Raw genomic sequence first — 26,578 nt, forward strand, 5'->3', positions numbered from 1 at the left:
ACTAAATAGTCTGGATTCGACTGAATTTCAAATATAAATGAATAGTTGAACAATCCCGCTTTTCCTTTAGACTTAAAAAAATAAATAGTAGCTACATAATATGAAAACAGATTCTTTTGCTTTAAGACACATTGGCCCGAGAGAAACCGACTTGCAACACATGTTGAAAACCATAGGAGTTGACTCCATCGAGCGATTGGTATATGAAACTCTTCCGGATGATATTCGTCTAAAAGCGCCTCTTGCTTTAGACCCAGCCATGACCGAATATGAATATTCCAATCATATCGCACAGTTGGGAAGCAAAAACAAAATGTTTCAATCGTACATTGGTTTAGGATACAATCAAGCAATCGTTCCAGCAGTTATTCAAAGAAATATTTTTGAAAACCCAGGATGGTATACTGCTTACACACCTTACCAAGCCGAAATTGCACAAGGTCGTCTAGAAGCTATTTTGAATTTCCAAACTATGGTTGTTGAATTGACCGGAATGGAAATCGCCAATGCTTCTTTATTGGACGAAGCGACTGCCGCTGCCGAAGCTATGGCTTTGCTTTTCGACGTAAGATCACGTGACCAAAAGAAAAACAACACCAATAAATTCTTCGTTTCCGAAGAAATATTACCTCAAACTTTATCGGTTTTACAAACTCGTTCTACTCCAATCGGAATAGAATTGGTTGTTGGAAACCACGAAACTTTTGATTTCTCATCAGACTTTTTCGGAGCTATCCTTCAATATCCAGGTAAATACGGTCAAGTAAACGACTATACTCCTTTTATTGCAAAAGCTGCCGCCAATGAAATAAAAGTAGCCGTAGCTGCCGATATTTTGAGTTTAACAAAACTAACGCCTCCAGGAGAAATGGGAGCTGCAGTAGTGGTTGGAACAACACAACGTTTCGGAATTCCGTTGGGTTATGGTGGGCCACACGCTGCTTACTTTGCTACCAAAGACGAGTATAAACGCTCTATGCCGGGAAGAATCATCGGGGTAACTGTTGATACTAACGGGAATCGTGCGCTACGTATGGCGTTGCAAACTCGCGAGCAACATATCAAACGTGACAAAGCAACTTCAAACATCTGTACCGCCCAAGTTTTACTTTCGGTAATGGCTGGAATGTATGCTGTATACCACGGGCCAAAAGGTTTGCAATATATCGCTAACAAAGTTCACGCATTAACAGCTACTTTGTCAAACGAATTGGAAAAACAAGGTTTGCAACAAACCAACACCGCTTTCTTCGATACTATCGTTATCAAAGCCAATGCTCAAAAAGTGCGCACTATTGCAGAACAAAACGAAGTAAACTTTTACTACATCGACAACAATACGGTTTCTATTTCTTTGAATGAAACGACAAGCATTGCTGATATCAATAAAATCGTTAACATTTTCGCTTCCGCAAATGGTACTCAAGCGACAACTATCGAGACTTTATCCGAAGCCAATCATTTTCCAGAAGATTTAGTTAGAACATCGTCTTTCTTACAACACGATGTTTTCAACCAATACCACTCAGAATCAGCAATGATGCGTTACATCAAAATGTTGGAGCGTAAAGACTTATCATTGAATCACTCAATGATTTCTCTAGGATCTTGTACAATGAAACTGAATGCAGCTTCAGAGATGTTGCCATTGAGCTCTGCACTTTGGAACAACATTCACCCTTTTGCGCCATTAGACCAAGCACAAGGATACCAAGAAATGTTATCTAAATTGGAACAACAATTAAACGTAATTACTGGTTTTGCAGGAACCACTTTGCAACCTAACTCAGGTGCACAAGGAGAATATGCAGGATTAATGGTTATTCGTGCATACCACCAATCTCGTGGCGATCACCACAGAAACATTGCTTTAATTCCATCATCGGCTCACGGAACCAATCCGGCTTCTGCAGCTATGGCAGGTATGAAAGTAGTCGTAACCAAAACATTAGAAAACGGAAATATAGACGTAGATGATTTGCGCGAAAAAGCAATCCTTCACAAAGACAACCTTTCTTGTTTGATGGTAACCTATCCATCGACTCACGGGGTTTTTGAAAGCGCTATTATCGAAATCACACAATTAATCCACGAAAATGGAGGTCAAGTTTATATGGACGGAGCCAATATGAATGCACAAGTTGGTTTGACCAACCCAGCAACTATTGGAGCTGACGTTTGTCACTTGAACCTTCACAAAACATTCGCTATCCCTCACGGTGGTGGTGGACCAGGAGTTGGACCAATTTGTGTAGCCAAACATTTAGTTCCTTTCTTACCTTCTAACCCAGTTATTCCAACAGGTGGAGATAACGCCATCACTGGTATTTCTGCAGCACCTTGGGGATCGGCTCTAGTTTGCTTGATCTCTTACGGTTACATCACAATGTTAGGAGCTGACGGATTAAAAGAAGCTACAGAACACGCTATCTTGAATGCCAATTACATCAAAGAAAAATTAAACGGTCACTACGACACTTTATATTCTGGCGAAATGGGTCGTGCGGCTCACGAAATGATTTTGGAATGTCGTCCTTTCAAACAAAAAGGAATCGAAGTTACCGATATCGCAAAACGTTTGATGGATTACGGTTTCCATGCACCAACCGTTTCTTTCCCGGTGGCAGGAACCTTGATGATCGAGCCAACCGAAAGTGAAAACCTAGAAGAATTAGACCGTTTTTGTGACGCCATGATCTCTATTCGTAAAGAAATCGAAGCGTCTACATTGGAAAACAAAAACAACGTACTTAAAAATTCACCACATACATTGGCCATGCTTACTGCCGAAACTTGGGATTTCCCATACAGCAGAGAACAAGCGGCTTTCCCACTGGATTACATCGCCGAAAACAAATTCTGGCCTACCGTTCGTAGAGCCGATGACGCTTACGGAGACAGAAACCTAGTGTGTAGCTGTGCGCCAATTGAGGCTTACATGGAGAGTTAGATTGCAGGTTGCAGACCGCAGATTTTAGATTATACAAAACCCTTTCAGTATTACAACTGAAAGGGTTTTTCATTTTCATTAGATTCTAAAGCAAAATTAGGAGCAGAACTCTTCCTTTTTTTCATCACCATCACTCCTGCTGTCCGCTATATTCCCGATTAACAAAAACTACGGCAGAAAAGCCTTGTTTTTCTAAATCGGGAGATGCCGCTCCCATCAGGGCTATTTTACCAATTTAGTTTTTCGTAGAAAATTTTAAAAAAAAATGTTGCTATTTCCAATGAAAACCAAACCTAATATTATTCAAACTTTATATTGAAAATCAAATGATAATTATCCTTGTTATTTCATAAAAAAACTTTATAACAAAAAAACAACACTTTGTTATTTATCGTATTTGCAAAAATTAAATGCAATGTTTTTTAAAAATCAATAAAAAATATTCAATAATTTTGCATTATATCTAATATTTCATAATTATATGCGTGCATAGTAAATAATTTACCCATTGTATATTTATTATAATTAATTTAGCCAAAATTTATCTTGAAATTGTCAAAATGAAAATAAAAATAACTGGTATAGGAAGCTATATTCCTGAGAAAAAGATTAGCAACACCGACTTTAGTGAACACGTTTTCTTAAATGAGGATGGTTCTCCTTTTGCTTATCCTAACGAAGTCGTAATTAATAAATTCAAAGGCATTACGGGTATCGAAAAAAGAAGGTATGCCGAGGATCAATATACAGCTTCAGACTTAGCGTTTTTTGCAGCCGAAAAAGCCATTGAAAATGCTGGAATCGATCCAGAAACTTTAGACTATATTATTTTTGCTCATAATTTTGGAGATGTAAAATTTGGAACATCTCAATCGGATATTATTCCAAGTTTGGCCACTAGAGTCAAACATAAATTGCAAATAAAAAATCCTAAATGTGTCGCTTATGACATTCTTTTTGGTTGCCCAGGTTGGATTGAAGGCGTATTGCAAGCCAATGCATTCATAAAATCAGGTATGGCAAAAAGATGCCTCGTTATAGGCGGCGAAACATTATCAAGAGTTGTCGATGCCCATGACAGAGATTCCATGATCTACTCTGACGGCGCTGGAGCTTCGATTATTGAAGCCTCAGACGATGAAAGTGGAATGTTATCCTATGAAAGCGCTACTTATGCCGCTGAAGAAGCCAACTTTCTGTACTTCGGGAAATCATACAATCCAGAATTAGACCCAGATACCAAATACATCAAAATGTATGGTCGTAAAATTTACGAATTTGCATTAAGTAAGGTTCCTGCTGCTATGAAAAGCTGTCTGGATCAAAGTGGTTTAGGGATTGATGATGTTAAAAAAATTCTCATCCACCAAGCCAACGAAAAAATGGACGAAGCTATTATTCACCGTTTTTACAAATTATATGGTCAAACGCCTCCAAAAAACATTATGCCTATGAGCATACATGAACTAGGAAATAGCAGTGTTGCAACTGTCCCTACCCTTTTTGACTTACTGATAAGAGGACAAATCGAAGACCAAGAAATCAACAAAGGAGATGTAGTCATTTTTGCTTCTGTAGGAGCTGGAATGAACATCAATGCTTTTGTCTATCGCTATTAAACTAAGCTGTACGCTTATTTATTTCAAGTCCACTCACTTCTATTTAGTGCAGTGGGCTTTCTTTTTAGAAACAAAATTCAATCTCCTTTCCTTAAAAATTCACACTGCTAAAAACCACATCATTTGTCATTTCGACCAAAGGGAGAAATCACATTATGCGAAACACGAGTGCGATTCCTACTTCGATGGAATGACAAAACTGGCCTTAAAGAAAAGTCAATGAAACAAGTTTGAACAAATTTTAAATTACAAACCCCATTACAAACGGTATACGAATCAGAATCTTTATATTTGCAAACTCAAAAGCAAAAGCGATAGTTAAATAGTAAAAACATGTACGAAAAAACGTTTCCCAATAAAAGATTCAAACATACTTTAGAATTTTTAAGAAAACACATCTCTACTTCACATACCATTTTAGATTTAGGGGTTGAAAATCCTTTTTCAAAAATCATGAAAGAAGAAGGTTACACTGTAAAAAATACAACTGGAGAAGATTTAGATAAAAACCAAACTGTTTTTTCAGAAGGAAAACAAGATGTAGTAACCGCTTTTGAAATTTTCGAACACTTACTCAATCCATACACTATTTTAAACGAAATAAAATCGGATAAATTAGTAATATCAATTCCATTGCGATTGTGGTTCTCTTCTGCCTATCGCAGTAAAACAGACATGTGGGACAGACATTACCATGAATTTGAAGACTGGCAATTGGACTGGTTATTGGAAAAAACAGGATGGAAAATCATCGACAGCCAAAAATTTACACATCCCGTTAAAAAAATTGGTTTTCGCCCTTTATTGCGATTTTTTACTCCAAGATATTATATTGTGTACGCAGAAAAAAGCCCCCTAACCCCCGAAGGGGGAATTAAAGACTAAACAATTAGTATTAGTTTTTAATAGACAAATCTGCAAATACAGCATTAAGAATCATTTCTATGAAGTTACAACAAAACACCAATAGTAGTACAAACTCCCCCATCGAGGGCTGGGGGGCTTATTACATCGTAATTCCGACTTACAACGAAGAAGCTTTTATCGCATTGACCTTGCAATCCTTGATTTCGCAAACTGTTTTGCCCAAAAAAGTAGTGGTTGTCAATGATAATTCTACCGATAAAACTGCCGAAATTGTTCTAGCTTTCGCCAAAGACAATCCGTTCATTACTTTGGTAAACAAAACTTCCAGCGCAATTCATTTACCCGGAAGTAAAGTGATTCAAGCTTTTCAGAAAGGATTCGAAACTTTGGACGAAGATTACGATTTAATCGTAAAAATTGATGCCGATTTAATTTTTCCTTCCAATTATTTTGAAACCATAATTAAACATTTTCAATCCGATTCAACAATTGGAATGGCCGGTGGATTTTGTTACATCGAAAAAAATGGTGATTGGATTTTAGAAAACCTAACCGACAAAGATCATATTCGAGGCGCATTAAAAGCCTATCGAAAAGAAACCTTTCAACAAATTGGAGGTTTAAAACCTGCAATGGGCTGGGACACCGTTGACGAATTGCTTTGCAAATACTACAATTGGAAAGTAGTCACAGATGCTTCTTTACACGTAAAACACCTCAAACCAACTGGAGCTAATTACAGTAAAACAGCACGTTATAAGCAAGGAGAAGCTTTTTATACACTGGGATATGGTTTCTGGATAACAGCAATAGCCTCAATAAAATTGGCTGTAATGAAAAAGAAACCACTTTTATTTTTAGATTACATCAAAGGTTTTTGGAAAGCTAAAAAGGCCAAAACACCATTATTAGTAACCAAAGAACAAGCCCGCTTTATTCAAAATTATCGTTTACAAAAAATGAAAGATAAATTGTTTTAATGTTTTACTCTTCTGAAATTAAAAACAAAATCTGAAATTCCAACAAAATACAGTATTTTTGCGTTCTTGTATTCTTTACTGAATACTGTAAACTGTAAACTGAATACTTAAAAAATGATGCTCATTCGCTATACCACCCAGATTGGAAAATATTTATTGATGTGGGTTGAAATTTTTAAAAAACCTACAAAGTGGTCTGTAATGAAAGGACTTATTTTCAAGGAAGTCGATGATTTAATTGTTGGATCATTGGGAATAGTTGCTTTTATTTCATTCTTCGTTGGCGGAGTGGTTTCTATGCAAACTGCTTTGAATCTAACGAATTCATTTATACCTAAATATCTTATCGGATATGCTACGCGTCAATCGGTGATTTTAGAATTTGCTCCAACATTCATGTCTATCATTATGGCAGGAAAAATGGGTTCTTTTATAACATCAAGCATAGGATCGATGCGCGTTACCGAACAAATCGACGCACTGGAAGTTATGGGAGTCAATTCCCTTAATTATTTGGTTTTCCCCAAAATAATCGCATTACTTTTATACCCTTTCCTTATTGGCATTGGAATGTTTCTAGGGATTACTGGTGGTTATATAGCAACGGTTTATGGTGGTTTTGGAGCAAATATTGATTTTATCGAAGGTATTCAAAGAGATTTTATTCCATTTCACATAGTTTATGCTTTCACCAAAACGTTTATTTTTGGAATGTTATTAGCAACCATTCCTTCATTCCACGGTTATTATATGAAAGGTGGAGCACTAGAAGTTGGAAAAGCAAGTACCGTTTCGTTTGTTTGGACATCGGTTACCATCATCTTGCTCAATTATATTATTACCCAATTACTTTTAACAAAATGATAGAAATAAAAAATATAGAAAAATCATTTGGCGGTGTCAAAATTCTTAAAGGAATTTCTTGTGTTTTTGAGGCAGGAAAAACGAATTTGATTATTGGACAAAGTGGATCTGGGAAAACCGTTTTATTAAAGTCATTATTGGGAATTCATACTCCAGAAGTAGGAACCATTTCTTTTGATGGGAGAATATATTCCAACCTTAATTCGGATGAAAAAAGAGAAATCCGAACCGAAATTGGCATGCTTTTTCAAGGAAGTGCTCTTTTTGACAGCATGACTGTTTCGGAAAACGTTGGGTTCCCTTTAAAAATGTTTACAAACGATAGCAATGCCAAAATTCAAAAAAGAGTTGATTTTGTATTAGAAAGGGTAAACCTCGTAGGCGCCCACAAAAAACTACCTTCTGAAATTTCGGGAGGAATGCAAAAAAGGGTTGCTATTGCAAGAGCCATTGTAAACAATCCCAAATATTTGTTTTGTGATGAGCCCAACTCCGGACTAGATCCAAATACTGCTATTTTGATTGATAATCTAATCAAGGAAATCACAGTAGAATACAATATTACAACGGTTGTAAATACGCATGATATGAATTCCGTAATGGAAATTGGGGATCATATTTTATTCCTAAAAAATGGCTTAAAAGCTTGGGAAGGAACCAAAGAAGAAATTTTCCTAACCGAAAATGAGGCTATAGTCGAATTTGTTTATTCATCTGAATTATTCAAAAAAGTACGAGAAGCGTATCTAAAAGGATAACATACTAAATAAAATAAAAAAAGGCTAGAAATAAATTGTATAAATTATTTCTAGCCTTTTCTATTTACAAGCTAAACTATTTCAACTGAGAAACGATTCCTTTAATTTCCTGTTCCTTGCTTTTAGGGTAAATCAACAAGACAGAATCTTTATCTACTATTATATAATCATCAAGTCCATCCACAATTACTTGTTTACCTACGGCAGTTCTAATGATATTATTCGAAGCATTTTGCAACAAAACAACGGCATTAACTACTGCATTGTTATTGTCATCTTTTGGTAATTTTTCATGCAGTGAACCCCAAGTACCAAGGTCATTCCAATCAAAAGTAGCTGGAAGTACATATACATTTTTCGCATTTTCCATAATTGCATAATCAATGGAAATATTTTCTGCATTAGGATAATTTTCTAGTATAAAAGCACTTTCTTTCTCGGTATTGTAAACTTCATACCCCTTCATAAAAAGTGCAAACATCTCAGGTTGAAATTCTTCAAAAGCTTTCAAAATAGAACGCACACTCCAAATAAAAATCCCTGCATTCCACAAATAATTTCTGCTTTGAATAAATAGTCTAGCTGTTTTTGAATCTGGTTTTTCTCTAAATTGTATTACTTTTTTTATCGAACGACTATCCAATTTATCAAATTCAATATAACCATAACCTGTATTGGGAGCTGTTGGTAAAATTCCCAAAGTCATCAATGATTCTTCTCTTTCGCATAAATCGAAAGAACGTTGCAAATTGGCCACAAACTGCATTTCATCTTCAATCCAGTGGTCGCTTGGTGCCACAACCATTACGGCATTTGGGTTTATTTTTTTTATTTTCAAAGAAGCGTACAAAATACAGGGAGCGGTATTTCGCATGGCAGGTTCCAATACAATTTGTTCTTGGGTTACCATTGGCAACTGCTCCAAAATCAAATCATTGTAGCTTTCGTGGGTTAGAATCAAAATATTCTCTTTTGGAATAATTTGAGAAAGCCTACTAAATGTTTTCTGAATTAAAGTCTCTCCTGAACCCAACATATCATGAAACTGCTTCGGAAATTCTCTTGTACTTACTGGCCAAAATCGAGAACCAATTCCACCAGCCATTAATATTGCGTAATAATTTTTATTCATTTTATGCTTTTTATGTTTGCTTTTGAAGCAAAACTTCATTTATATTTAACTACCCCGGTAACAACTCCACCTCAGCATTTGGGTTAAATAAATACAACCGTCCAGAACTGATTTCCAAACATTCATATCGTTTGGTACGTACAGCAATCTTTTTAAATATCTTTCCATTTGATATTCTAAAAACACTACCGTAAGGAATGTCAAAGATATAGCTTTTATCATTTGGTTTATCATACTGTTTTAAGGCTAATGCCAATGTAGTATCTGTATCACTACTCGCAGTGGGATTGCGAAAATGCCTAGCCAACAATGGCAATAAATGATTCGGAAAAATCTCTGGCCGAATATAAGGCACCATCAACCTTTGAAAAGAATGCTTCCACTCCTCTCCGTGTGGTTTTATATTTCTACCAAATTTTTCAAACGCCACTAAATGTGAAATTTCATGAATCAACGTTATCAAAAACTTGTATTTATTAAGGCTAGAATTTACTGTAATTTCATGTTTACCATTCAAACCCTTTCGATAATCACCATGCCGAGTTTGCCTCTCATTGACAATTTTGAGATGCACTTGATGTGTAACAATCAGTTCAAAAACTGGTTTCACGGCATGTTCTGGAAGGTATTTTAAAAGTGTATCAGACAATTATATGAGATTTTGACAAGTGATAATTTTTAAACTGAATATAGATCAACAATTATTAGAGCAAGCTTGAATTTTAAACTTATTCCAATTTTTAAATATTAAAATATTTTAAATACCCATTATTTAAATCCTTTTTCAAATTTCCATCAGCATCAAAAAAATTATTGTAATCTTTTTGAAGTCTTAAATTTTTTTCTTCTATTTCTCTAACTTTAGACTTACTAATATCTAATCCTTTGGATTTTTCTACATACTCCAAACTACTTTTAAAATCATTCAAAAACAAAAAACTAGAAGCTATATTCATATAACAAACCCATATCGCCTCTTTTTGTTTTTTATCATTTACATCAAATTCTTTCGAATATGCTTCCATCTTTAAAATAAAATTTCCTAAGAAATTTTTACTTGCAACAACATAATTATAACTTTCTTTAGCCTTACTACTTTCAAATGCATTAACATTATCTCCTTTAATCTGCAAATTATGATTTTTTACAAATTCTGAATTTTCTTCTAATGTCAATAAATTGGTTTGATTCTCTGAATTAGCTTTTTTCCAATTTTTAAAAAGATCAATCTCTTCATTAATTTTTTTATAAAATGGGTTTTTATCTTCTTTAGACATCCTAGAAAAGAAATAGGTATTTGAAAAATACTGAACATCTAACCAAGAAGATAATGCGGGGGCAACTGTATTTTGGATTGAATGAATTAACTCATTAGCAATTAAATTTTCCTCTATGTATTTATTTAGATAGCTTATTACTTCAGCTTTAGTTTTGAAATTATAAATTCTACGCGTTCCATCTGCATTTGTATCACCCCCAGGCGATGAATGCACATTTTTCACATTAATTGTTTTCTCCAAAAAAATTTGATTTGTCAAGCTGTTTTTCAATTGGCAAACTACATTATACCCATAAAAAACTTCATAATAATAAGGCATTTCTGCACCATTGCTTTGTTTTATTTCTCCATAATAGCTAATATCTTTTATCTTTACTTCAGCAATAAATTTACCTTCTATTTTATTACAATCTTTTTCATAACGCAAATTGACGAGTGAAGATAATCCATTCATCAACTGGTCTTCTCTAAAAAAAGTATTATATTCTAATCTAGATCTTGATTGCATAGCTTCACCATCAATAATAACTTTAGTTGGCTGAGCTGACAAATCTAAATTCACGCAAAAAGATTGATACTCATTTGTAATATACTTTTCAGGAAAACCGAAACTATAAAAAGTCTGATAATCACTTTTATAGGATTGAGCATTTAAGGGTATTGATACAAAAAAACAAAATAATACAATTTTAAATACACGCATTGTTACATTCATGGTAGGTTTGGTTAGATTTAAAAAAATAAAAAATAATATGCTGTATGAAACAAAAAAAATTAAGGTAGTGAGGAATTAAGGATTCGTAGAAGAAACGGGCAATACTTTACCATTAAAATATTTATTTCCAGTAAGCGTAAAATCAAAAATATAATTGGCCATTTCACTGGCAGAAAGTGGTGCTTGATAACCTGGAAATGCTTCATTTAGCATTTCGGTTTGGACAGAACCCAATGCCAAAACATTAAATGAAATTCCTTGTTCTTTATACTCTTCAGCCAATAATTCAGACAAGGTAATTACAGCTCCTTTGCTCGAACTGTAAGCAGCTAATCCTGCAAATTTAAGACTTCCTTGCACGCCTCCCATTGAACTTATGGTTACAACATGACTCCCTTTTTGTAAAAAAGGCAAACAAATACGCGTCAGATTGGCCACGCCAAAAACATTAACTCTATAAATATTTTCGAAATCCTCTTGGGTTGTTTCTGAAAAAGGTCTTAATAATAAGCTTCCTGCATTATGAACAATAGCATCAATGTTCTTCCAAGTTCCCGACAAAAAATCAGTAACTTGTTGCAACTCTTCTTCATTGGACAAATCAACCGAAAGACAGGTGATATTTTTATTCGCAAGTAATTGTTGGTTTATTTTTCTAGACAAAGCAAGCACCTGATGTCCCGCATCGGCAAATTGTAAAGCCAACTCCAAACCAATTCCCCTGCTAGTTCCTGTAATAATAATATTTTTCATTCGAGGATAATATATGTTTTTATGGATCCCGATAGCTATCGAGAGTTATCATTATTTTTTACTTCTAATTTATTTTTGGAATCACGCCGATTTCATAGGGCAAAAATAGTCAAAACAGTGAAAAAATATTCACAAACTTTTACAAATGCAAAAAAACAAATTGCCATATTAATTCCTTGTTTGAAAAATATCGCTTTAATTTTATATATTTTTGCAAAACAAATCCAATTAGAATTCTTAAAATGATTGAAAACATACAATTTGAAGTAGCAAAAAACTCAGATATTGAAGGCGTATTGGCCTTACAAAGTATTTATTTAGTTTCGAATATGACCGAAGAAGAAAAGGCTTCAGGGTTTGTAACTACTCCGTTTTCGATAGAACAATTGCAAGAAGTTATCCGACAAGAAGGTTTGTTTATTGCCAAAGACAACAACAAAATTATTGCTTATATTTTTGCTGCAAGCTGGGATTATTTCAGTCAGTGGGCTATTTTTAACCACATGACTCCAATGCTGCCTAGTCTTTCTTTCAAGGATTTTAAGATGACAGACCGCAATACTTTTCAGTATGGCCCAATTTGTATTGACAAAAAATACCGAGGAAAAGGTTTGATCAATCCTTTCTTTGATTTTATGAGAATCCACCTAATGAAACGTTTTCCAGTAAGTATAACTTTCATTAACAAAACCAATATGCCTTCTCAAAAAGCACATATTGAAAAACTGAAATGGGCTGTTATTGGCGATTTTGAATTCAACAATAATAACTATTTTATTTTGGGATATGATATGAGTCAACCGGCTATCGGATAGTTTTCTTTAAATATTTTTTATAGACTTTGCGAGCCTGAAAACAAGCCAAACCAATAAAAAAGAGTGGAATTACAATTGGTATAATAATTTTGGAATAATCCAATATTTTTTGAGATAACGAATCCAACAAAACGATTACGGACAGCATACCCGAAAAGGTTCCTAACAAGGTACCTAAGATATAATGAAATTTAAGTTTCTTGGATAAAGTTATGTATTTGGCATTCATCAAATATAAATTCCAGCCCATCCAAAAAGGAATTTGCAGAAAATTTAATCCGCACAAAACCATTCCTATCAAAAAGGGAGAATATTGAATATAATCTTCTAAAAAATTATGTTCTTGAGTCGTTTGATTCGAATAAGTATAAAAAGCAAAAGCAATCAATAATAGAAAAAAGACCGCAAAGAAATCAATGCTTTTCATCAATTTTTTATTTTCTGCCAATTGGTTTGAAAAAATAACGGTAAAATAAACAACAACAGCTTCAACAACAATCACGCCCAATAAATAAGAAACTAAGGAGTTTATCCCTAATTTTGACAAAACCTCAACTCCAATAATATTCAAATACCCAAGAGGAAGTGAACCCACAAAGCTTACGATAAATCCAACTATTATATTTTTGACGGCTTTCATTTATTAGAAATTGATGATTTTTTTGTTCTGCTCTTGATGTAAATTGAATTCTTTCATTCCGATTTTATGTGCAAGATACGGAAAACCCAATTTACAATTGGCGACGCTTATTTCATACATAAACGTGATATGACGTGCAAGTTCTTTCCATGCAAAAATCAAGGAATGTTTGGGATCATAAATATGAGTTGGCTCGCTTGCTGCTCCATTTAACTCGACAACCGAAAAATTTTTCCCTTGTTCTAATTCCTCAAAAGTGTTGTACATTATATCCAACCTTCCAAAATGAAAACCAGGAATTTGTACACACATTTCGTTAAAAGTGTCGGTAAGTTTTGGTGTTATCCAATGACTTCCGTCTATAAATTTGGCTCCACGAGCATGATTCCCATAAGGCACAAGATTTATTTTTTCGCCTACAGGCAAAACCGTCTGCAATTTACTTCCATATTCTTGTTTGAGTACTTTTAACTGCAATTCGTATCTGGGATTTTCTTTTATTAATTCTTCAATTGTTGCCACTCCATTTCCAGTAATGATTAGAAATTCTTTGGCGACTATACCTGTAATTCTCCCTTCCTTTTCGTGCGGATAGCGTACATAAAAAACACCTATTTCCTTCTCATACGGAATCAAATCTTGTACAATAAAATCAAAATTGGCTTTTTCGGAATACTGTTTTAAATCTGTTTCGGTCTCAATTTTTTTTACGGCTGAACCGCGTAATCCAATATCGGGTTTGGCTATAAAAGGATATCGAATCCCAGCATTTTCTATTACATTATTTATTGCATCAATAGAAGTTCTAGCTTTTACCAATTCAGTTTTCGGGTAATAATTTTGTGGAATTAAATTATAAATCTGTTTTTTGCTTTCCATCATAAAACCACCATTTTTGATGGTTGGATTGGAAGCATTAAAAAAGAAAATAGATCTAGCCTTGATCGAATAATAGGCCCATAGAAAATAAATTGGGATATAAACAATTTGGAAAGGCCAGTATTCCCAGTGGGTCAATTTATGAATGAATAGTTTCAATTTGCTGCTTGTTTGTGAGCTTTGTCAAAGTTTAAAACTTTGACAAAGCTATTAAATAGATATAAATGTTTTGGAATACTCCTTATTAGCAATCAAGTCAAGATGTTTTAGAACCACTTTGTTTTTCTCGATTACAGCTTGTGTAATACTCAAGGTTTTCAGTTCATTGTTTCGATTAATCACCAAGCCATGTTCGTTGTTATCCGTTTCTGTATAGCGATGAAAATACAGCATTTTTTCTTCGGTAATTTCAGGATTGGCATCTAAAAAAGAATAAAACCAATTCGAACGTTGCTCTCGAATGTCTTTTGAATAAAGAGTTGATGATGACCAAACATAATTTTTATCCGCATCTAAAGCTATAGTTGATTTTTCAACTCCATTCCAACGCAATTGAAAAAGGTGTTTTTCCTGAAACAAAACTAATGTAAAAGGCTCGATGTTTTCTAAACCAATTTCATTCCAAAATTCCTTTGGCGAAATGCTACTAATCATTTCAAGCACAATCAACCCTCGACTTTTACGATAGGGTAAATGTACTTCGTGCTTTTCATCTGCTCCATTAAGCAAAACCAAAACCGTCCTGTTTTCATCTACCACATACCAACTTCCCCCAGCTTTAGGGTCTTTTGGATAAATGATGTTTTTTTCGTTCAATGTGTAATTTTTGGGAGGAATAGCACTCGGTCGGATTATTTTTTCATCACGATTGGAGGTTATGATAATTGTATCATTGGCACAAACAAAACTTACTGTACACATTGTTTTCTATATTCAATTGTAGAACGTGCCACTCCAAAATTGGAACCAACGGTTATTTTTTCAGATTTTAAAATTGCCACTTTAATCAGTGCCTGATGATGAATACAATGTTCCAAATTATATAGCAATTCTCGGTAATAATTGCTTTGTATTTGAATTGATTCGCCATCAATTAGCTGTTGTAATTCTATATTTTTGTTTTCTTTCGAGATATTATTTTTGACATCCAAAATCATTAGAATAGCAAAATGGGTATCAGTTTGAATCTGTTTATTTCGATCTCTTTTATCATAATTCACGATTCCTGAATCATAATTTCGGTTCAAACACTGAAACATTTCAACAATATGCCGCGTATGTTCCCCAATACTAGAGCCACTCAATTCAAAACAAACTTCTGAATATTCCTCATCAGACAATTGACTAAGCAATTCAGTCAATTCGTCCAGACTATTATTTATGGATGGAATTAGCATATTATAATTTCAATTTTAAGTAGTTGACAATTTTACTTTTATTCCAATAAATTAATGCAATACAACAAAGAAAGGTAATTATTGCTAAAATAAATAACTCCCCGCCATCCTTTTTCACTTCGATTCCCAATACAAAAAGATGCGAAAAAATAGCGCCAAGCATTACTCCTGCTCCCATCAGTGAACCTAACAAAGTAGTTCTGGGAATTAGGATTAAAATAGCAGCAATTAACTCGGCTATTCCGGAGCCAATTCTTCCATACGGTTCTATTCCCAAGGTCGAGAAAATATAAACACTTTCCTCGGCTCCTGTAAATTTAAAATACAGTGTTTGCAATAAAATTATGGCTGCAGTTAAACGCAAAACCCACATAAAGATTGATGTTTTCATACTGTTTTTATTTAATTATTTTCTTCCAATTAGCATCTGCTTTTGCTTTCAGACTAGCTTCGTCTTTATTCCAGCTTTTTAAAGTATTGTTGAAAAACGCATTATAAAACAAATACAATTTCCCGTCAATAATTTTGAATGTTTCGGGATTAATTTCAACTTTTTCAGCTGCGCTACCCATCGCATAAGCGCACCAACCCCCGTATTGAGGCTCAAAGTTAGAGGGGGTTTTTAAGAAAATTTCTTTGTTTGTTGCCGAAGAAAATTGATATACCACTCCATCGTATGAAGCTAAAACTTCTTTTCTGCCTTTAATAGCTTTGCCTTGTTTAAAATAAGAAACGGGGTCGTAACCTTGAATGGCGACTTTATTCGCCAAATTATATTCGGATAATTTTTTGCTCACACTTTGTGCAAATGATGGCGAAGAGGTAACGGCAATCAACAACATTATAATTACTCTTTTCATTATAGCTTTTTTTTGTTTATCTATTTTGACATTACAAATGTAAAGCAGTAAAAAAGAGCAAAATGTCAGGTAGTTTACATTGGAGGCAAAGTTTTTCTAAATCAATTGACTGCCTTGGCAAAACCAACCCTGTCGCGATACATCTGAGGAGAAACATCCGCATTGGTTTTAAAGAAACGACTAAAATAATGCTCATCGTCATAGCCGAGTTCATAGGCAATTTCTTTTACCGGTTTATTCGTTAAATATAACTCCCTTTTGGCTTCGATGATAATGCGTTCTGCAATTAAATTGGTCAATGTTTTATTGAAGTGATTTTTGGTAATTTTGGCTAAAGCTTTTGGTGAAATATTCAGTAAATCAGCATAATCACTGGCAGAATGTTTGGTTTTGAAATTTTGTTCAATGAAATTTTTTAAGTTTTGAAGAATAAATGGCGCCGTATTTTCTTCTATTGGTACAAGTTCTTTTGGCTGTTGTTCTTTTTTTAATCGAGAAGCAGTAATGAGGAAAATTTTCAAATAGGATATTAATAATTCATATTGTGCCAAAGCAGGATTTTGTATTTCCATCTTCATTTGTTCCAAAACCATATTGAATGTAGCTTTAGCCGCTTCATCAATCAACACATACGGTGGTTCATAAATATTATTGAACAAAACCCCATTGCAAGCTACTTCATCATGGTGTTTCATAATGCAGAAAAAGTCAGGATGAAAATGAATCACTTTACCTTCTATAAACCCATCAGACGACAGCATAAAAGGCTGATAAGGCGCAAAAGCCAATAATTGATTTTCTGAAAAATCATATTCTGAAAAATCAACTTTTACTTTGCCACTCCCTTTTTGAACCCAAATCAAAGAATAATAATTCAATCGCTGAATGTGATCAAAACAAGAATTATTTTGAAAAGAAAAAAGTTTGAAAGCCAAATTTCCATTTTGAGGATTGACTAAAGTAAAAGTGGAGGAATCAATCATACTATTTAGTTTTAAACAAATTTAGCTTAAACCAGCATTTTCTAGTTTGTCTTTCAGCATTTTATTTTCTGCTTCTAGTTTTGAAATAAAATCGAGTTGTGGTTTAAAAGCGATTTGAATTTCTTCTACTGAAAAGCGCGGCGTGATGTGTTGCGGACAGTTCCAATCGTACGCTTCAATATGAAAAAGAATCATGCGTTCCGGTCGGTATTGATATTCTGCTAAATCGAGTTTGTTTAATAATTCTGGATTGTCTTTTAATTCAACAATCTCCGCTCTAGCAAAAATTTTCAATCTTGCTCTTGCGGGATAATCCATCATGATCAGGGCTACATTGGTATTGGTTGCAAAATTCCCAACGGAGATGTATTGTTTGTTTCCTGAAAAATCGATAAAACCAATTGTATTTTCATCCAAGACTTTTACAAAGCCTTTGGGGCCACCACGATGTTGAATGTAAGGGAACTTTTTTACGCCAATTGATGCTAAATAGAAACTATCTCGATTGCTAATAAAACCCATTTCATTTTCGGATAAACCGTCAATGATATTGAATTTTTCCATTCGTTCATAGCTTTTTCGACTGCCATGCTTTTCTTGTAGCGCTTTGACAGCATCCGAAAATGCTATTGCTGCAAAATTTTTAGCCATGAGAAATTATTTAAATTTTCTGTCATTCTCGTCTATTGGCAAATCATTGATACTGGCAAAACGCTGACGCATCAAACCATTTTCGTCAAATTCCCAGTTTTCGTTTCCGTAGGCTCGGAACCATTGACCTTCGGCATTATGGTATTCGTATTCAAAACGAACTGCTATTCGGTTTTCGCGGAAACCCCATAACTCTTTTTTGAGTTTATAATCGAGCTCTTTCTCCCATTTTCCTTTCAGGAATTCTTTAACGGCTTCGCGACCATTGATAAAATCGGTTCTGTTCCGCCATTCGGTGTCAATGGTGTAGGCCAAAGCAATGCGTTCTGGGTCTTTGCTGTTCCAAGCATCTTCGGCAAGTTGCACTTTTTGCAAAGCGGTTTCCATGTTAAAAGGTGGAAGTGGATGTCTTTGTTCCATGATAATTAAGTTTGTTTAAATAGAATGCAAACCAACTCCAATGGAATTAGTTTGCACTTTTTGAATTTTAAAAAATAAATTATAAAGTTGGTGCCAAAGGAAAATCAACTGGCACTTGAGTTAAATTATGCAAATAGTTCATCGCTGTTTTATCACTTACCTGAAGAATTAAATCTACCAAATTTTCATTCGTAAAACCTTGAGCAAAGAGAGCTGCGACCAATTCTGGATTAGCATTTCCTCTTGTTTTGGTAATTTCAGCAGCCAATTGTACCAAAGAATTCAGTTTGGCATCCGTAGCTTTTCCTCTTCTGATGTCTAATAATTGTTCATCTGTAAAACCATTCATTTTCCCAATAACCGTATGAGCACTTTGGCAATAAATACAATTATTAACTTGGCTTACGATTAAATTTACTGCTTCTTTTTCTTTATTGGATAAAGAAGTTTTAGCATTTTGATAGGCTAAATATCTTTCCAACCCATTTTTTGAATAGGCAATTGTTGCATATAAATTTGGAACAAATCCTAATGCTTTTTGTAAATTATCAAAAATTACTTGATTGTTTTCTGAAACTTGTTCTCTTGTTGGAACTGAAAATGTTGTAGTTGTCATTTTATTTTTCTTTAAAATTGCTTGTCGATATTGACATTACAAAGATGCGACAGCTTTAAAAGTTATAAAATGGACAAAAAACGCAAGGTGATGGACAATTTTCCTTCCTCAAAATAAAACCCACTACTTAACAACAAAAGAAAAAGTTAGATAAACTACAATTTAGTAATATCTTCAATAATTATTTCTTTTCGATTGTAATGTAATAAGCCGTTGGATTCCATTTCATTTAGTAATTGAGTGGCGGTTTGTCTGGAAGTACAAATCACTTGAGCCATATCATTTTGGGTAAGATAATTTTCAATAACGACTTTATTTCCGATGCGTTTACCTTCTTTATCGGCCCAATCTTTCAGGAATTGATAGAGCCTCGTTTTGGCATCTTTAGAAATCAAATTGGAGTAACTGTTTTTAATCCGTTTCATTTTCAATCCTACAAACTTGGTATACGACAAGGCCAAACTTGGGTTTTGGAGTAATAAGTCTTCAAAATCGGATAGTAAGAAACTACAAATAATAATTTCGTCAGTCAGTGCTTTTGCATACTCATTGGAATTGGCATCACTTTCTAAAGTCAATTCGCCAAACAAATCTCCTTTTTGAATAATGTCTTTGATGGTTTCATTTCCGTCTTCATCGACTGCAACAATTTTGATATTTCCTTTTTTGAGCAAAAAAACTCGAGGTACATCCGAAGAAGAAAAGTAAATAATGTCCCCTTTTTTGGCTTTTTTAAAACCGGTAATAATGCACAACTGCTTAATTTGTGACATACTCAATGTCCAAAACAACTTGTGATCCCTAAGGTACCAATATTTTAATTCGTCGTACATAGGAGTAAATATAGTATTTTTTCAAAACAAAACACCATTAAGAAAATAAGTTCCATTAAGATCTTATACCTTAATTTGCCTTATCCCTTAATGGTGTATTTTTATTCTTATTTTCTTTCTAGGAAACCAAACCTCTTGAAATCACAATACGTTGAATTTCTGAAGTTCCTTCATAAATCTGAGTTATTTTTGAATCTCGCATCATACGTTCTACGTGATACTCGGCAACATAACCATTTCCGCCGTGAATTTGAACCGCTTCATTGGCCACTTCCAAAGCAATTTCAGAAGCATACAATTTGGCCATTGCTCCAGAGTGTGCAATATCTTGTCCTGCATCTTTTTCACAAGCTGCTTTCATTACCAGTAACCTTGCAGCCGTAACTTTTACATACATATCTGCCAATTTAAAAGCAATGGCTTGATGTTTGAAAATCTCTTTCCCAAAAGCTTTACGTGCTTGAGAATATTTCAATGCCAATTCATAAGCACCTGTAGCAATTCCTAAAGCTTGTGACGCAATACCGATTCGACCTCCATTCAATACGTTCATCGCAAAAGCAAATCCAAAACCGTCTGCACCAATTCTATTTTCTTTGGGCACTTTGACATCTGTAAACATCAAAGAATGTGTATCGCTCCCACGAATTCCCATTTTCTTTTCTTTTGGACCAATCTCAAATCCCGCCCATCCTTTTTCTACAATAAAAGCATTGATTCCTTTATGTCCTTTTTCAACATCTGTTTGAGCAATCACCAAATATGTAGAAGCCGTACTTCCGTTGGTAATCCAGTTTTTAGTTCCATTCAATATATAATGATCTCCCTTATCAATAGCGGTTGTTTTTTGAGAAGTAGCATCCGATCCTGCTTCTGGCTCAGACAAACAAAAAGCACCAATAACATCTCCTTTTGCCAATGGTACCAAATATTTCATTTTTTGTTCTTCGCTACAATATTTTTCCATTCCAGCACATACTAGAGAGTTGTTTACGGACATGATTACTGCAGCCGAAGCGTCAACTTTTGCAATTTCGGTCATGGCCAAAACATAAGACACACTATCCAATCCAGAACCTCCATATTTTGGATCAACCATCATTCCCAGAAAACCAAGTTCAGCCATTTTTTTGACTTGTTCTGTAGGAAATTTAGAGAACTCGTCTCTCTCTATTACACCTTCCAATAATTCAGTTTGAGCAAAATCTCGAGCTGCTTGCTGAATCATTAATTGTTCTTCGGTTAGATTAAAATCCATAATAATATAAAATAAAAATTGGTTTTTGTTTTAAAAATGTTGTCAAAGGTAATTTTTAATTATGAAATTTTCAATTTTGAATCGTAAATTTGGCCTATGAAAAAAGATTACTATAACGTTATCGGAGTGATGTCAGGAACTTCGCTTGATGGGGTCGATTTGGCTCATATTCAATTTGAAATAAAAAATCATAAATGGGCATTTAAAATCCTAGAATGCGAAACTATTTCTTACGATATAAATTGGATTTCGGTCTTAAAGACAGCTGTAGATTATACAAAAATTCAATTAGATGAATTAAACAAGAACTATACACAACTTTTAGCATCAATCATTTCAAATTTTATAGACAAACATTCTTTAAAAGATTTGGATGCTGTTTGCTCGCATGGACATACTATTTTACACCAACCCCAAAACGGATTTACACTTCAAATTGGTAATTTAACCGAAATAGCAAAATGCACTCATCAAAACGTTGTTTGCGATTTTAGAGTTCAAGATGTTCAATTAGGAGGTCAAGGAGCGCCCTTGGTCCCAATAGGTGATCGTATTTTATTTTCAGAATACGATTATTGCATGAATTTAGGAGGTTTTTCGAATGTATCATTTGAAGAAAATGAGCAAAGAATTGCTTTTGATATTTCACCAGTAAATACTGTTTTGAATTTTTACGCCAATCAATTGGGGCTAGAATATGATAATAAAGGAGAAATATCAAGAACAGGGAAATGCAATCCGATTTTACTTGCCGAATTGAATGCATTAGATTTCTATCAAAAAAAATACCCAAAATCCTTGGGGTTTGAATTTGTTAAAGAAACCGTTTTACCAATAATTGAAAAACATAAAATTTCTATAGCCGACAAATTAAATACCTTTAGTGAGCATATAGCAATACAAATAGCTTTAGCATTGCCCAAAAAAGAAGGATCCTTATTCACAACTGGAGGTGGTGCCTATAATGATTTCTTAATAGAACGCATTCAAGCAAAACTTCCTGAAATGAATATTATCATTCCTCCTAAAAAAATTCTGGAATTCAAAGAAGCTTTAATTTTTGCCTTACTGGGTGTTTTGAAACTTCGTGGAGAAATTAACGCACTAAAAAGTGTAACTGGTGCCAAACAAGATCATAGTACTGGAGTTCTTTTTCTAAATAAATAAGAAAATTAGCTTCTAAAATCATAAAAGAACCATTAGTGTTTTCAAATTATTGTCCTTAAAATTCAAATTTGCGATAACAAACTCTTTTAAAGGTAAGTAATTATTTACCAGTACTTTGAAGTTTCATCCAAAAAACTATCTATTTCATTGTATTTTAGTTATATATCTAAAAAAAAACAATATTGCTTGTAATTTCTCTAAATTATAATATTATTTTTGCCCAAAAATAAAAATTCCATAATTTATGAAAAAAACATTATTAATAATTGCTATTGTTATTTCTGCCCTATTTTCTGAGGTAAATGCTCAAAAACAAATCGTGTTTGAAGGAGTAACAATACCAAGAACTATGACATTTGAAAATAAAACATTGCAACTTAATGGTGCTGGATCAAGATCAAAGATGTGGGTAGAAGTTTACATTCAAGCATTGTATTTGTCTATATTATCACAGAATCCAAAAGAAATTATAAATGACAATTTAGAAATGTCAATTCGAATTCAAATCACCTCTCCATTAGTTTCCTCTGGAAAATTAACTAGAGCCATAAATACAGGATTTGAAAAATCAGCTAAAGAAAAATTTAATGAGTTAAAGCCTAAAATGGAATTACTTAAAAGCTTTTTATCTGAGGAAATTACAAATGGCGATGTCTTTGAATTGACCTATAACCCTTCTGATAAATCTATTTGGGTCGTAAAAAACAAAGTATTCAAAGGAAAAGTGGAAGGCTTTGAATTCAAAAAAGTATTTTTCGGCATCTGGCTTGGAGACGAACCAGTTGATGAAGAGTTAAAAAATAGCTTATTAGGTATTTAACCCACCGTTTTAAAGTTCGCTTTTCCTCCTAATTTTTGAATAAAAACAACAATCGCATCCATTGGGACTAATGTAATTTATAACTAAAAATAAACTACATTTAAAATTCTTTCAATATTATTATTTTGGAAGGCATTCGAGTTAAATACTAAAAACTTAAAAAACACATTATGAAAAAAATTACTTTTACTTATTTATTTTTCGTTTCGGCAGTATTGACAAATGTATATGCTCAAAAACAAATTGTAGTTGAAGGAATAACATTGCCTAGAACTATTGAATTTGAAGGCAAAAATCTACAACTTAATGGATTTGGGACACGAACAAAAATGTGGACTGAAGTCTATTTACAAGCACTGTACCTGACTACTTTATCTGAAGATCCTAAAGAAATTATAAACAGTGATACCGATATGGCCATTCGTTTGCAAATCACATCATCACTAGTTACTTCAAAAAAATTAACTAAATCGCTTCAAAAAGGAATTATAAAATCAGTTGGAGAAGAAAATGTACCCAAATATCAATCGCAATTAGAATTATTAGAAAAACTTTTGGGCCGTGAAGACACAAACGTCAATGATGGTTTTAACCTAATTTATTCCCCTTCTGACAAATCAATTTGGATATACAAAAACAATATTTTGGAGGGTAAGATTCCTGGGCTTGAGTTCAAGAAAGCATTTTTCGGGATTTGGCTTAGTGACAATCCAGTAGACGAAGATTTAAAAAATAGCCTTTTAGGAAAATAATTTTTCTCCATAAAATTGGCTTGCATAACAAAAAATGCTTTTGTATCTAACTAAGATATAAAAGCATTTTTTATACCTAATATTCAAAGGCAAAAAAAAATATGACAAATACATATTTCTCATAAAACCTTTTTTATATTTGTCAAAAATAAACATATCACAACAATATGAAAGATTTATTGAAGAAATTCGAAAACAAAGCTCCTGAAATCGTTTTCAATTGGAAAGACTCTGAAACCGAAGCTGAAGGCTGGACAGTGATAAACTCACTTCGTGGCGGTGCTGCTGGCGGAGGAACTCGCATGAGAAAAGGGCTTGATATGAATGAGGTTTTGTCTTTGGCAAAAACTATGGAAGTAAAATTTTCGGTTTCTGGTCCTGCAATTGGCGGAGCTAAATCTGGAATAAATTTTGATCCAACCGACCCACGTAAACAAGGGGTATTACAACGTTGGTACAAAGCTGTATCACCTTTATTGAAAAGTTATTACGGAACTGGTGGTGATTTGAATGTAGACGAAATACACGAAGTAATTCCAATGACTGAAGAATGTGGTGTTTGGCATCCACAAGAAGGTGTTTTTAACGGCCACTTCAAACCTACTGAAGCGGACAAGATTAATAGAATTGGGCAATTACGCCAAGGCGTTATTAAAGTAATTGAAAATCCTAAATTCTCACCTGATGTAACTCGAAAATACACCATCGCAGACATGATCACTGGATATGGCGTTGCAGAGGCCGTTCGTCATTATTATGATATTTATGGTGGTTCTGTAGTAGGTAAAAAAGCTATTGTTCAAGGTTTTGGAAATGTAGGTTCAGCTGCAGCCTTTTATTTGGCCGAAATGGGAGCCAAAATTATTGGAATTATTGACAGAGATGGCGGATTGATCAACGAAGAAGGATTTACTTTTGAGGAAATTAAAGAACTCTTTTTAGACAAATACGGAAACAAACTAATTGCCAAAAACATGATTCCTTTTGAAGAAATCAACGAAAAAATCTGGACAATTGGTGCCGAAATATTCACTCCTTGTGCTGCTTCTCGTTTGGTAACACAATCTCAAATTGATAGTTTAGTTGCCAATGGCCTTGAAGTAATCTCTTGCGGAGCAAACGTTCCATTTGCAGATACTGCCATTTTCTTTGGTCCAATAATGGAACAAGTGGACAGTAAAGTGAGTTTGATTCCAGATTTTATTTCTAACTGTGGAATGGCGCGAGTTTTTGCTTATTTCATGGAGAAAAAAGTACAAATGACGGATGAAGCAATCTTTAGAGATACCTCTGAAACGATCAAAAAAGCCATTGCAAAAGCCCATGACTTGAATAGTTCTAAGAAAAATATTAGTGCTACTGCTTTTGAAATTGCATTAAAGCAATTGACATAGCAGATCAATTCAAAATATTCAACACGGATTAGACCTCTTAAAAACGGTTTAAACCGTGTTTTTTTTTTGTGCCCTTTCTGGGTTTAACTCTCATGTAGTTTTTTAGTCTTGACAATTTTTAGTACTTTTCAACGTTTTTACAAGTACACTTTTTTAATTCAAATTCCACAATGAGTTCTACACTTTCAAACGATCAAAAGAAATCATTAGTTCTATCCATACTCATTTATGCATCTTTATTGTTGCTGTTGTTTTTCATTCGCTTTTGGCCACCCTATAATCCAGAAAACAATGTAGCACTTGCTAGTGGAGGTGGTGGAGGTGGCGTTACCCTAAACTTTGGTGATAGCGATTTGGGATCCGGAAAAAATACGCAAAGCGAAGTGTTGAATGTACAAAACCAAGTCAAGCAAACTCCTGCAAAAAGCATTTCTGAAGAAGCTATTTTATCTCAAGAAAACAGCACCGAAGAAAGTGTAGTTATTCCGCAAAATGAAAAACCTAAAAAAACTGAAGTTGTTGTCAAAGAAACTCCCAAACCCGAAGTGGTAAAACCGAAAGTTTCCAATTCTACCAACGATGCTTTGTCCAGCATTCTAAAAGGTTCCAAAAAAGGCGGTGACGGCGACGACAAAACCGCTGGCAACAAAGGAAAATCCAACGGCAGTCTGGCCGCAACTGGCTATTACGGCACAGGCGGTTCTGGTGGCGGTACCGGCGGTGGCAACGGAACCGGAAATGGTATTGGCAATGGCAGCGGCTACGGTCCCGGAAGTGGCGGTGGCTCTGGCGGAGGAACAGGAGGCGGATCCGGCTATTCGCTCGGCAATAGAAAAGCACTCTCCAAACCCGCTCCCAAATACACCTGCAACGAATCCGGCAAAGTAGTTGTAGAAGTTTCGGTGGATCGAAATGGGAATACTATAAATGCTGTTGCAGGTATAAAAGGCACAACCAATACTGCAAAATGCTTACTGGATCAAGCCCGAATTGCGGCTATGAACACCAAATGGGATGCCAGCTCTGATGCCCCTGAAAAACAAGTAGGTAAGATTGTTTATAATTTCAATTTGAACTAAAACAAAAATTTGGAGCAGAACTTTTGCGTATTGCATCAGCAGTTCTCCCGCTATCATTCCAATCTTTTTTGAGCCGAATAAAAATCGGCTCAAAAAA

General features: G+C 34.3%; 28 protein-coding genes. 12 read left to right on the top strand and 16 right to left on the bottom strand.

The window, feature by feature from the left end; genetic code table 11:
* The first annotated feature begins 100 nt into the window (after nt 1-100).
* The 6 genes from gcvP (at nt 101) to OZP06_RS04600 (ending at nt 8,038) form a co-directional block, all read left to right on the top strand.
* On the top strand, nt 101-2,950 hold the full coding sequence (gene gcvP / locus OZP06_RS04575) for an aminomethyl-transferring glycine dehydrogenase (RefSeq protein ID WP_269223853.1): 2,850 nt from the start codon (nt 101-103) through the stop codon (nt 2,948-2,950).
* A 560-nt stretch (nt 2,951-3,510) separates the two neighbouring features.
* Nucleotides 3,511-4,569, top strand: coding sequence for a ketoacyl-ACP synthase III (locus OZP06_RS04580; RefSeq protein ID WP_269223854.1), 1,059 nt, complete (start codon nt 3,511-3,513; stop codon nt 4,567-4,569).
* A 333-nt stretch (nt 4,570-4,902) separates the two neighbouring features.
* A complete protein-coding gene (locus OZP06_RS04585) occupies nt 4,903-5,454 on the top strand; it encodes a methyltransferase domain-containing protein (protein WP_269223855.1) in 552 nt (183 codons plus the stop codon).
* Between the two features lie 59 nt (nt 5,455-5,513).
* Entirely contained in the window at nt 5,514-6,416 is a 903-nt protein-coding gene (locus tag OZP06_RS04590; protein ID WP_281324293.1) for a glycosyltransferase family 2 protein, read from the top strand.
* 114 nt (nt 6,417-6,530) lie between these two features.
* The gene (locus tag OZP06_RS04595) at nt 6,531-7,280 is read left to right on the top strand and encodes an ABC transporter permease (protein WP_269223856.1); all 750 of its coding nucleotides are present in this window, start codon (nt 6,531-6,533) and stop codon (nt 7,278-7,280) included.
* Entirely contained in the window at nt 7,277-8,038 is a 762-nt protein-coding gene (locus tag OZP06_RS04600; RefSeq protein WP_269223857.1) for an ATP-binding cassette domain-containing protein, read from the top strand. Before OZP06_RS04595 ends, OZP06_RS04600 begins: the two co-directional genes overlap by 4 nt.
* Nucleotides 8,039-8,114: 76 nt before the next feature.
* On the opposite strand, the gene OZP06_RS04605 is transcribed toward OZP06_RS04600, so the two are convergent.
* From OZP06_RS04605 to OZP06_RS04620, 4 genes are all read right to left on the bottom strand, one after another.
* On the bottom strand, nt 8,115-9,170 hold the full coding sequence (locus OZP06_RS04605) for a mannose-1-phosphate guanylyltransferase (protein WP_281324294.1): 1,056 nt from the start codon (nt 9,168-9,170) through the stop codon (nt 8,115-8,117).
* Between the two features lie 49 nt (nt 9,171-9,219).
* The gene (locus OZP06_RS04610) at nt 9,220-9,819 is read right to left on the bottom strand and encodes a SprT-like domain-containing protein (protein WP_269223858.1); all 600 of its coding nucleotides are present in this window, start codon (nt 9,817-9,819) and stop codon (nt 9,220-9,222) included.
* A 91-nt stretch (nt 9,820-9,910) separates the two neighbouring features.
* Nucleotides 9,911-11,164, bottom strand: a complete 1,254-nt coding sequence (locus OZP06_RS04615) for a hypothetical protein (protein WP_281238784.1) — start codon at nt 11,162-11,164, stop codon at nt 9,911-9,913.
* Between the two features lie 75 nt (nt 11,165-11,239).
* Nucleotides 11,240-11,917: an SDR family oxidoreductase gene (locus OZP06_RS04620; RefSeq protein ID WP_269223862.1), complete on the bottom strand. Its 678-nt coding sequence runs from the start codon at nt 11,915-11,917 to the stop codon at nt 11,240-11,242.
* Between the two features lie 242 nt (nt 11,918-12,159).
* Here OZP06_RS04620 and OZP06_RS04625 point away from each other — a divergent pair, with 242 nt between their 5' ends.
* On the top strand, nt 12,160-12,732 hold the full coding sequence (locus tag OZP06_RS04625; protein WP_269223863.1) for a GNAT family acetyltransferase: 573 nt from the start codon (nt 12,160-12,162) through the stop codon (nt 12,730-12,732).
* Here the strand turns inward: OZP06_RS04625 and OZP06_RS04630 are convergent.
* From OZP06_RS04630 to OZP06_RS04685, 12 genes are all read right to left on the bottom strand, one after another.
* Nucleotides 12,722-13,372 (bottom strand): hypothetical protein, encoded by a 651-nt coding sequence (locus OZP06_RS04630; protein WP_269223864.1) that lies wholly within the window; start codon nt 13,370-13,372, stop codon nt 12,722-12,724. The two genes, OZP06_RS04625 and OZP06_RS04630, sit on opposite strands and share 11 nt — an antisense overlap.
* Nucleotides 13,373-13,375: 3 nt before the next feature.
* On the bottom strand, nt 13,376-14,410 hold the full coding sequence (locus tag OZP06_RS04635) for a D-alanine--D-alanine ligase (RefSeq protein WP_269223865.1): 1,035 nt from the start codon (nt 14,408-14,410) through the stop codon (nt 13,376-13,378).
* Nucleotides 14,411-14,461: 51 nt separating this feature from the next.
* A complete protein-coding gene (locus OZP06_RS04640) occupies nt 14,462-15,172 on the bottom strand; it encodes an NRDE family protein (RefSeq protein WP_269223866.1) in 711 nt (236 codons plus the stop codon).
* Nucleotides 15,160-15,648 carry a DinB family protein gene (locus tag OZP06_RS04645; protein ID WP_269223867.1) on the bottom strand — a complete coding sequence of 163 codons (489 nt, stop codon included), beginning with the start codon at nt 15,646-15,648 and terminating at the stop codon, nt 15,160-15,162. The genes OZP06_RS04640 and OZP06_RS04645 overlap by 13 nt, the downstream gene beginning before the upstream one ends.
* 1 nt (nt 15,649) lies before the next feature.
* Nucleotides 15,650-16,039: a DoxX family protein gene (locus OZP06_RS04650; RefSeq protein ID WP_269223868.1), complete on the bottom strand. Its 390-nt coding sequence runs from the start codon at nt 16,037-16,039 to the stop codon at nt 15,650-15,652.
* Nucleotides 16,040-16,046: 7 nt separating this feature from the next.
* Nucleotides 16,047-16,508, bottom strand: a complete 462-nt coding sequence (locus tag OZP06_RS04655) for a YHS domain-containing (seleno)protein (RefSeq protein ID WP_281324295.1) — start codon at nt 16,506-16,508, stop codon at nt 16,047-16,049.
* A 101-nt stretch (nt 16,509-16,609) separates the two neighbouring features.
* On the bottom strand, nt 16,610-17,491 hold the full coding sequence (locus tag OZP06_RS04660) for a helix-turn-helix domain-containing protein (protein WP_269223869.1): 882 nt from the start codon (nt 17,489-17,491) through the stop codon (nt 16,610-16,612).
* Nucleotides 17,492-17,512: 21 nt separating this feature from the next.
* The gene (locus OZP06_RS04665; protein WP_269223870.1) at nt 17,513-18,142 is read right to left on the bottom strand and encodes a pyridoxamine 5'-phosphate oxidase family protein; all 630 of its coding nucleotides are present in this window, start codon (nt 18,140-18,142) and stop codon (nt 17,513-17,515) included.
* Between the two features lie 6 nt (nt 18,143-18,148).
* Nucleotides 18,149-18,562: a nuclear transport factor 2 family protein gene (locus OZP06_RS04670; RefSeq protein ID WP_269223871.1), complete on the bottom strand. Its 414-nt coding sequence runs from the start codon at nt 18,560-18,562 to the stop codon at nt 18,149-18,151.
* Between the two features lie 79 nt (nt 18,563-18,641).
* The gene (locus OZP06_RS04675; protein ID WP_269223872.1) at nt 18,642-19,178 is read right to left on the bottom strand and encodes a carboxymuconolactone decarboxylase family protein; all 537 of its coding nucleotides are present in this window, start codon (nt 19,176-19,178) and stop codon (nt 18,642-18,644) included.
* Between the two features lie 155 nt (nt 19,179-19,333).
* Nucleotides 19,334-20,011, bottom strand: coding sequence for a Crp/Fnr family transcriptional regulator (locus tag OZP06_RS04680; RefSeq protein WP_281238777.1), 678 nt, complete (start codon nt 20,009-20,011; stop codon nt 19,334-19,336).
* A gap of 118 nt (nt 20,012-20,129) precedes the next feature.
* Nucleotides 20,130-21,269: an acyl-CoA dehydrogenase family protein gene (locus OZP06_RS04685; protein WP_269223874.1), complete on the bottom strand. Its 1,140-nt coding sequence runs from the start codon at nt 21,267-21,269 to the stop codon at nt 20,130-20,132.
* Nucleotides 21,270-21,365: 96 nt separating this feature from the next.
* On the opposite strand from OZP06_RS04685, the gene OZP06_RS04690 reads away from it, so the two are divergent.
* From OZP06_RS04690 to OZP06_RS04710, 5 genes are all read left to right on the top strand, one after another.
* Nucleotides 21,366-22,436: an anhydro-N-acetylmuramic acid kinase gene (locus OZP06_RS04690; protein ID WP_269223875.1), complete on the top strand. Its 1,071-nt coding sequence runs from the start codon at nt 21,366-21,368 to the stop codon at nt 22,434-22,436.
* Between the two features lie 244 nt (nt 22,437-22,680).
* Nucleotides 22,681-23,256: a chalcone isomerase family protein gene (locus tag OZP06_RS04695; protein ID WP_269223876.1), complete on the top strand. Its 576-nt coding sequence runs from the start codon at nt 22,681-22,683 to the stop codon at nt 23,254-23,256.
* A gap of 170 nt (nt 23,257-23,426) precedes the next feature.
* Nucleotides 23,427-24,008: a chalcone isomerase family protein gene (locus OZP06_RS04700; RefSeq protein ID WP_269223877.1), complete on the top strand. Its 582-nt coding sequence runs from the start codon at nt 23,427-23,429 to the stop codon at nt 24,006-24,008.
* Nucleotides 24,009-24,175: 167 nt separating this feature from the next.
* The gene (locus OZP06_RS04705; protein WP_269223878.1) at nt 24,176-25,402 is read left to right on the top strand and encodes a Glu/Leu/Phe/Val dehydrogenase dimerization domain-containing protein; all 1,227 of its coding nucleotides are present in this window, start codon (nt 24,176-24,178) and stop codon (nt 25,400-25,402) included.
* 170 nt (nt 25,403-25,572) lie between these two features.
* Nucleotides 25,573-26,481 carry an energy transducer TonB gene (locus OZP06_RS04710; protein ID WP_281324296.1) on the top strand — a complete coding sequence of 303 codons (909 nt, stop codon included), beginning with the start codon at nt 25,573-25,575 and terminating at the stop codon, nt 26,479-26,481.
* Nucleotides 26,482-26,578: the final 97 nt, after the last annotated feature.

It is taken from the genome of Flavobacterium sp. IMCC34518, from assembly GCF_027111095.2.
In the GTDB taxonomy this organism is placed as follows: domain Bacteria; phylum Bacteroidota; class Bacteroidia; order Flavobacteriales; family Flavobacteriaceae; genus Flavobacterium; species Flavobacterium praedii.

Excerpts from the sequence above, each read along its gene's own strand:
- gcvP (WP_269223853.1), top strand. The coding sequence starts at position 101 with ATGAAAACAGATTCTTTTGCTTTAAGACACATTGGCCCGAGAGAAACC.
- OZP06_RS04580 (WP_269223854.1), top strand. The coding sequence starts at position 3,511 with ATGAAAATAAAAATAACTGGTATAGGAAGCTATATTCCTGAGAAAAAG.
- OZP06_RS04585 (WP_269223855.1), top strand. The coding sequence starts at position 4,903 with ATGTACGAAAAAACGTTTCCCAATAAAAGATTCAAACATACTTTAGAA.
- OZP06_RS04590 (WP_281324293.1), top strand. The coding sequence starts at position 5,514 with ATGAAGTTACAACAAAACACCAATAGTAGTACAAACTCCCCCATCGAG.
- OZP06_RS04595 (WP_269223856.1), top strand. The coding sequence starts at position 6,531 with ATGATGCTCATTCGCTATACCACCCAGATTGGAAAATATTTATTGATG.
- OZP06_RS04600 (WP_269223857.1), top strand. The coding sequence starts at position 7,277 with ATGATAGAAATAAAAAATATAGAAAAATCATTTGGCGGTGTCAAAATT.
- OZP06_RS04605 (WP_281324294.1), bottom strand. The coding sequence starts at position 9,170 with ATGAATAAAAATTATTACGCAATATTAATGGCTGGTGGAATTGGTTCT.
- OZP06_RS04615 (WP_281238784.1), bottom strand. The coding sequence starts at position 11,164 with ATGAATGTAACAATGCGTGTATTTAAAATTGTATTATTTTGTTTTTTT.
- OZP06_RS04620 (WP_269223862.1), bottom strand. The coding sequence starts at position 11,917 with ATGAAAAATATTATTATTACAGGAACTAGCAGGGGAATTGGTTTGGAG.
- OZP06_RS04625 (WP_269223863.1), top strand. The coding sequence starts at position 12,160 with ATGATTGAAAACATACAATTTGAAGTAGCAAAAAACTCAGATATTGAA.
- OZP06_RS04630 (WP_269223864.1), bottom strand. The coding sequence starts at position 13,372 with ATGAAAGCCGTCAAAAATATAATAGTTGGATTTATCGTAAGCTTTGTG.
- OZP06_RS04640 (WP_269223866.1), bottom strand. The coding sequence starts at position 15,172 with ATGTGTACAGTAAGTTTTGTTTGTGCCAATGATACAATTATCATAACC.
- OZP06_RS04645 (WP_269223867.1), bottom strand. The coding sequence starts at position 15,648 with ATGCTAATTCCATCCATAAATAATAGTCTGGACGAATTGACTGAATTG.
- OZP06_RS04650 (WP_269223868.1), bottom strand. The coding sequence starts at position 16,039 with ATGAAAACATCAATCTTTATGTGGGTTTTGCGTTTAACTGCAGCCATA.
- OZP06_RS04655 (WP_281324295.1), bottom strand. The coding sequence starts at position 16,508 with ATGAAAAGAGTAATTATAATGTTGTTGATTGCCGTTACCTCTTCGCCA.
- OZP06_RS04660 (WP_269223869.1), bottom strand. The coding sequence starts at position 17,491 with ATGATTGATTCCTCCACTTTTACTTTAGTCAATCCTCAAAATGGAAAT.
- OZP06_RS04665 (WP_269223870.1), bottom strand. The coding sequence starts at position 18,142 with ATGGCTAAAAATTTTGCAGCAATAGCATTTTCGGATGCTGTCAAAGCG.
- OZP06_RS04670 (WP_269223871.1), bottom strand. The coding sequence starts at position 18,562 with ATGGAACAAAGACATCCACTTCCACCTTTTAACATGGAAACCGCTTTG.
- OZP06_RS04675 (WP_269223872.1), bottom strand. The coding sequence starts at position 19,178 with ATGACAACTACAACATTTTCAGTTCCAACAAGAGAACAAGTTTCAGAA.
- OZP06_RS04680 (WP_281238777.1), bottom strand. The coding sequence starts at position 20,011 with ATGTACGACGAATTAAAATATTGGTACCTTAGGGATCACAAGTTGTTT.
- OZP06_RS04685 (WP_269223874.1), bottom strand. The coding sequence starts at position 21,269 with ATGGATTTTAATCTAACCGAAGAACAATTAATGATTCAGCAAGCAGCT.
- OZP06_RS04690 (WP_269223875.1), top strand. The coding sequence starts at position 21,366 with ATGAAAAAAGATTACTATAACGTTATCGGAGTGATGTCAGGAACTTCG.
- OZP06_RS04695 (WP_269223876.1), top strand. The coding sequence starts at position 22,681 with ATGAAAAAAACATTATTAATAATTGCTATTGTTATTTCTGCCCTATTT.
- OZP06_RS04700 (WP_269223877.1), top strand. The coding sequence starts at position 23,427 with ATGAAAAAAATTACTTTTACTTATTTATTTTTCGTTTCGGCAGTATTG.
- OZP06_RS04705 (WP_269223878.1), top strand. The coding sequence starts at position 24,176 with ATGAAAGATTTATTGAAGAAATTCGAAAACAAAGCTCCTGAAATCGTT.
- OZP06_RS04710 (WP_281324296.1), top strand. The coding sequence starts at position 25,573 with ATGAGTTCTACACTTTCAAACGATCAAAAGAAATCATTAGTTCTATCC.